This is a genomic window from Candidatus Vampirococcus lugosii, assembly GCF_018420025.1.
GTDB lineage: Bacteria > Patescibacteriota > Gracilibacteria > Absconditabacterales > Absconditicoccaceae > Vampirococcus > Vampirococcus lugosii.
Window position 1 is genome coordinate 1 of the sequence record NZ_JAEDAM010000067.1, and the last position, 5,446, is coordinate 5,446.

A 5,446-nucleotide genomic window follows, 5' to 3' on the forward strand; every position below is an offset into this window, starting at 1 on the left:
TCAAAACAAGATCCCTCGACTTCGCTCGAGATGACACAAGAAGAGAAATCTTTAGACATTTGATTTAGAGTTTACAAAGTAGATTCTAGTAATATAAAAGATGTTTATTTTCATCCAAATGATATTGATCAAAAAAAATTATCATTATTGGAAAGTAATATAAAAGAAGATAGAAAAGCTCTTGATTTACTTACTGAAATTATGCTTGATTTATGACTTACTCTTGATTTATCAATAGAATCCAAAACTATTGCTTGAAATACAGTTTATTTTGTAGCTTGAAATAGTTTAGTTGCTTGTTTTGATGAGTTTATAGATTTTGCAATTGTTGATGAAATAGCAAAATATGAACCTTTGAAAGTAGTTTTTAGAGATTCAAGTTTTAAAAACGATTCTGATAAAATAAATTTTGAAACAAGATTTAAAAAATTGAGTCCTGAAACTGTGATTAGAGTTATTTAGTTAGTTATAAATTATAAATTTAAAAAAATGTTATTTAATTTACCAAAAACTTGTTTAGTAGATAAAACTATTCCCAAAAGTAAATTTTTTACAAAAAATCTTATAAATTATAAATTAAAAGAAAAATTTACATTGCAAATATCAAAAATTATTTGGAAATATAAATTATCTTGTAATACTTTAAATATTTCTTTTACTGATAAAATAAAAGAAATACAAATATTTGAAATAAAATTAAAACAAAAAATAATACCAAAAAATATTTTAAAAATAATTAATAAAAGTATTCCTTATACTATTTTATATCATTTTAAATTTGATGATAATGAATTTTTTGGAATAAAATTAGAAGATAATAAAAATCAAATTTATTATTTTTCTAATTGGAATGAAAAAATAGATTTTGATTTTAATTGATTAAATCTTGAAATTATTTATCAAAATATTATAAAATCTTTTATCAAAAATATAAATACAAAAAATAATAATTTTGAAGAAATAATTGAAAAAGATAGAAAAATAAATATCTTAAAAAAAGAAATATTAAAATTAAAAAGTAATATAAAAAAAGAAAAACAATTTAATAAAAAAGTAGAACTTAATAAAAAATTACAAGAAAAAGAAAAATTGCTTGAATTCTTAAATAATTAATAAACAGAATATATTACAGATTTTTTTAATTATCTAATCTAAAATTAATTTCATTATATTAAAATTAATGTTAATATTTTTTTAAAGAATAAAATTATTTCTGTCCTTGAAATTAATTTATATTTTTATATAATGAGTTTATTATTTACTGTATAGAAACTAAAAATTTAGGATTTAATCAAAAAAATGATAAAGAAATTACCAATATGAATACAATCATTTGAAATTATGAGAACAGAAAATCGATTATATATAGATAAAACTTCTAATATAATAAATTTAATAACAAAATGAAGTAAATATAATTTTTTATCAAGACCAAGAAGATTTGGTAAATCATTATTAGTAGATACAATAAAATATTTGTATGAAGGAAAAAAAGAATTATTTGAATGACTATATGCTGAAAAAAATTGGAATTTTGAAAAAAAAAATCCTGTAATAAAGATTAGTTTTTGATCATGAATTTTGAATATACAAGAATTGGAAAATAAGTTTGATTCTATAATAAATAATAATTCAAGAAATAATAATATTGATATAAATAAACTAATAGAAAAAAATTATTCAGATAAATTTTTTGAATTAATAAGAAATATATATGAAAAAACTTGAAAAAAAGTAGTAGTATTAATAGATGAATATGATAAACCAATATTAGATAATATAACAAAAAAAGAACAAGCAAAACAAATAAGAGATATGTTAAAAAACTTTTATGGAATATTGAAAGATTCAGATCAATATTTGGAATTTGTATTTATTACAGGAGTAAGTAAATTTAGTAAAGTTAGTTTATTTAGTGGATTAAATAATCTTGAAGATATAACTTTATTAAAAGAAGTATGAGATATATGTTGATATACAGAACAAGAGATAACAGATAATTTTCAAGATTATTTGGAATGAATAGATAGACAATATATGAAAAAATGGTATAATTGATTTAATTTTTTGTGAGAAGAAAAAGTATATAATCCTTTTGATGTATTATTATTTTTGAAAAATAAAGAATATAAAAATTATTGGTTTGAGACAGCAACACCAACATTTTTGATGAAAATATTGAATGAATCAGAAAAGTTTTATCATATACCAGATTTGCAAAATTTATCAGCAGGGGAGGAGCTGATAGGAAGTTTTGATATAGAAAAAATAAATATAGAAACATTACTTTTTCAAACAGGATATTTAACTATTAAAGAGAAAATAGATAAATGATTTTGAGTTTGATACAAATTACAGATTCCAAATAAAGAAATAAAAATGAGTTTAAATAAATATATATTATATGATTATTTATGAGCAATAAATAAAGAAAATTATTTTGTATTTGCTTGAAAAATATTTTTTGCATTAAAAGATGGGAAAGTAGAAAAATTTATAGAATTATTAAAAGAATTATTTTCATGAATAGCATATAATCATATACAATATATAGCAAGTTATGAATGATATTATGTAAGTGTGGTATATTCATTATTATATAGTATATGATTGGATATAATACAAGAAGATATAACAAATAAATGAAGAATAGATTTAACAATAAAAATATGAGAATATATATTTGTAATAGAATTTAAAGTATTGAAACAATCAAATATAAAAGAAGAAAATCAAGCAATAAAACAAATAAAAGAAAGATGATATTCTCAAAAATATAAACAAAATTGAAAACAAATAATAGAATTATGAATTGATTTTAATTTTCAAAAAAGAAATATTGAAAATTATATAAGTTATAATTTATAATTTATTTTATTATTTTAATCTAATGGAATTAGTTTTAAGAAATATTATTTCTAGATTAATTTTTTATTTATGATTTACATTATATTTAAATATTGAAACCAAAGATATTGTTTGAAAGTAGATGAATTAATAAAATTTTAAATATTAAAAGATAAAAAATAAATCACAATTTACAACTAACAAATAAAATCATGAAACTAAAATTCAAAGAACAACAATATCAAACAGATGCTAGCAATACAGTAGTTAATTGTTTTTTGTGACAAACAAAATGACTTGATAAATCTATATGAGATAGACAAATTATTGATTATTGAGTTGCTTGAAAACAAACTTATGTAGAAGATTTATTTTCCAACAAAAAACTTGAAATTACTCCAGAACAAATTTTAAAAAATGTAAAAAATTTACAACAAGAAAATTGACTTATAGAATCAAAAACTCTTGATTGAATGAATTTTAGTATAGAGATGGAAACTTGAACTTGAAAAACTTATGTATATACCAAAACTATTTTTGAACTAAATAAACAATATGGTTGGAGTAAATTTATTATTATGGTGCCATCTATTGCTATTAGAGAATGAGTAAACAAATCATTGCAAATTACACAAGAACATTTCAATGAAATATATTGAAAGAAAATTAGATTTTTTATTTATGATAATAACAATAAATCAAATCTAGTAAATATCAAAAATTTCTCATCTAGTGCAAATATAGAAGTTATGATTATGAATTATCAAGCTTTTGCTACCAATAGTAAAGAATCTAGGAAAATATATCAAAATCTTGATACTTTAAATTCTAGAAGACCTATTGATGTTATCAAAAGAACTCATCCTATTTTGATTATAGATGAACCACAAAGATTTTGAGATAAAGCAGAAAAAACATTAAAAGAATTTAATCCACTTTTTACCATTAGATATTCAGCAACTCACAAAAAAGATTTTAATAAAATATATAGACTTGATGCAATAGATGCTTATAATCAAAAACTTGTAAAAAAAATAAATGTAAAATGAATTGAAGTAGTAGGAAGCACAGCAACTAATAGCTTTTTGTTTCTAGATAGAATAAATATTAGCACAAAAACTTATCCAACAGCTCATATCAAGATGGAAATGGAAGTCAAAAAAGCTTGATGAATAAAAAGAATTTTAAAAAAAATTAAAGAATGAGATAATCTTTATGAATTATCGTGACAACTTGAACAATACAAACATTTCGTAGTAAAAGAAATTAATTGATTTACAAATACTGTAAATTTTACAAATGGTGTGACTATATGAGTATGACAAGCTTATGGTAATATAGATGAAGGACATATCAGAAGAATACAAATCAGAGAAACTATTAGGACTCATATAGAAAAAGAAAGATTAATGTATAGTAAATGAATAAAAGTATTATCTTTATTTTTTATAGATGAAGTATCAAAATATAGAAATTATGATGAAAATGGTAATACTATTCCCTGAGAATATGAAAAAATTTTTGAAGAAGAATATCAAGATTTAATAAAAGAAACTACTTTATTTGATGAAGAATATAAAAAATATGTAGAAAAATTTAAAGTATCGCAAATACATAATTGATATTTTTCCGTAGATAAAAAATGAAAATTGATAGATTCAAAAGAAAAAAGATGAAGTGAATGAAGTGATGATGTATCAGCTTATGATTTAATAATGAAAGATAAAGAAAAATTATTGAGTTTTTGAGAACCAACAAGATTTATATTTTCTCATAGTGCTTTGAGAGAATGATGGGACAATCCAAATGTTTTTCAAATATGTACTTTGAGAATGAGTCAATCAAGTATTAGCAAAAGACAAGAAATATGAAGATGATTAAGAATTTGTGTAAATGCAAATTGAGAAAGAATGGATTATAATAATTTGGAAGATAATTTTTTTGATTACAATACACTTACTGTAATAGCAAATGAATCTTATGAAAATTTTGCTCGTGAATTGCAAACTGAAATACTTGATTCTATTTCAAATAGACCTATTGCAATTACTGCTGAAACATTGAAATGAAGAGTTTTCAAAAATGAATCTTGAGAAAAATATATTTTTGATGATAAAAAATCAATGGATTTGATTATAGAGTTGAGACAAAATTGATATTTGGATAGTGAATATAAAGTTACTAGTAAATTTATTACAGATATTGAAACAAATAATTTTCAAGCACCAAAAGAATTAAAATGATTTGAGAAAGATTTGTTGAAATTTGTAAACGATGTTTATAGTATGGATAATTTCAAAGCTGTAGAAAATGCAAAAGATGAAAATGTTTTTGAAAAAATATTAAAACCAAATGATAATTTTTACAAAAAAGAATTTCAAGAATTATGGAACAAAATAAATCATAAAACTACTTATAAAGTACATTTTAATACTTCTGAACTTATAGAAAATAGTGTAAATGCTATTAATTGAAAACTTGAAGTAAATCAAATAAATGTAATTATATGAACTTGAAGTCAACAAGACAATATTGATCAAGAAAGTTTAAAAACAAATACGAGTATTAAAAGACTTGATAAACAAACACAAACTACAAA

At 20.3% G+C, this 5,446-nt stretch carries 3 protein-coding genes and 1 pseudogene; all 4 read left to right on the forward strand.

All coding sequences use genetic code 25. The annotated features are described in order from the left end of the window. Window positions 1-462, forward strand: a pseudogene (locus VAMP_RS04355) (site-specific DNA-methyltransferase); the annotation flags it as partial. 27 nt (window positions 463-489) lie between these two features. Beyond that, on the forward strand, window positions 490-1,113 hold the full coding sequence (locus VAMP_RS04360) for a DUF4391 domain-containing protein (RefSeq protein WP_213349721.1): 624 nt from the start codon (window positions 490-492) through the stop codon (window positions 1,111-1,113). Window positions 1,114-1,299: 186 nt separating this feature from the next. After that, window positions 1,300-2,868: an ATP-binding protein gene (locus VAMP_RS07135; protein ID WP_213349723.1), complete on the forward strand. Its 1,569-nt coding sequence runs from the start codon at window positions 1,300-1,302 to the stop codon at window positions 2,866-2,868. Between the two features lie 191 nt (window positions 2,869-3,059). Beyond that, window positions 3,060-5,446, forward strand: a 2,387-nt coding sequence (locus VAMP_RS04370) for a DEAD/DEAH box helicase family protein (RefSeq protein ID WP_213349725.1), incomplete at its 3' end; no start/stop codon positions are given.